Source organism: Variovorax glucosi (assembly GCF_051216695.1).
GTDB lineage: Bacteria > Pseudomonadota > Gammaproteobacteria > Burkholderiales > Burkholderiaceae_C > Variovorax.
The window spans coordinates 1-1,072 of the sequence record NZ_JBPJZE010000347.1 but is presented as its reverse complement, the minus strand read 5'-3'; the positions used below and the strand labels follow the sequence as shown (position 1 = coordinate 1,072).

Annotated in this window: 3 protein-coding genes; 2 read left to right on the top strand and 1 reads right to left on the bottom strand. The window is 63.7% G+C overall.

Going from position 1 to position 1,072, the window contains the following annotated elements; all coding sequences use genetic code 11:
• Positions 1-417, bottom strand: a 417-nt coding sequence (locus ACSFA3_RS25550; RefSeq protein WP_435508119.1) for a prephenate dehydratase domain-containing protein, incomplete at its 3' end; no start/stop codon positions are given.
• Positions 418-442: 25 nt separating this feature from the next.
• Here ACSFA3_RS25550 and ACSFA3_RS25545 point away from each other — a divergent pair.
• Together ACSFA3_RS25545 and ACSFA3_RS25540 are read left to right on the top strand one after the other, a co-directional pair.
• On the top strand, positions 443-844 hold the full coding sequence (locus tag ACSFA3_RS25545; RefSeq protein ID WP_435474217.1) for a YybH family protein: 402 nt from the start codon (positions 443-445) through the stop codon (positions 842-844).
• A 19-nt stretch (positions 845-863) separates the two neighbouring features.
• A partial coding sequence (locus ACSFA3_RS25540; RefSeq protein WP_435508118.1) for a RidA family protein occupies positions 864-1,072 on the top strand: 209 nt, incomplete at its 3' end.

The following is a 1,072-nucleotide window of genomic DNA, read 5'->3' as shown; positions in this document are numbered from 1 at the left end:
GGGCAGGTCGAGCACGGCGTCCATGTAGGGCGTGACGCCGACGACCGAGGTGGTCACCGGTACGCAGGCGCGCTCGACCTTGCCGCTTTTGTAGCTGCTGAAGAGTTCGTCGCGCGTCAGCGGCACGAGGTCTTTCTCGCCGAAGAGGTCAAGGCACGCCTGATGTGTCCACGAGCCGGCCGGCCCCAGGTAGGCGATGGGGCCTGCATGGGCGCTGCTTGAGGCGAAGGTCCACGTGAGAAGGCTGGCGGCCGCCAGCGCAGTCAGCTTGGTCATGTACGTGCTTTCAGGGGGAAACAACAGAACGCGTTCATCGCCGAACGATGGTGCCTTGCGGCCGGCACGGCCGATGTAAAGAAGTGAACAGTCAACGAGCAGTGAGCTGAACACACTGACGCGATCAAACCCGGCGGGCATCGTCCCGCCCTCAAAGGAGGCTCCTGTGCAAGAACGGCAATCTGCCATCGACGCGATCCTGGCGCGCTACCAGGTGTGGATGCAGGCGATTCACGCGCGCGATCTCGACACGATCCTCGACATCTACGCCGACGACGCTACCTACATGCCGCCCGGAAAGCCGCCGTTTGCCGGAAAAGAGGCGTTGCGCAAGATCTGGGGCGACTATCTCCAGCGCGAGGACTTCACCGCAACCTACACCCCCGACATCCACCTGTCCGAACTCGGCGACATGGCCTACGACATCGGCCACTACCGGATTAGCATGAAGAAGGACGGCCAGCCGGTGGCCTTCGAAGGCAAGTATGTGGTGGTGTGGAAGCTCGTGGGCCAGCGCTGGAAAGCGGCCGTGGACATCGACAACGACAGCGGGCCCACCGCGTCTTGACTGAGCGGGAGCGAGCAACATGCCCGATTCGATCCTCTACGCAAACCCGCCGTCGTTGGCACGCCCCAATGGCTTTTCGCACCTGACCGAGGGAGCGACCGACCGGATGGTCTTCATCTCCGGGCAGGTGTCGTACGACCCGTCGGGGAACATCGTTGGCGTGGGCGACCTCGCGGTGCAGACGCGGCAGATCTTCGTCAATCTGGGGCATGCGCTCGAAGCCGCGGG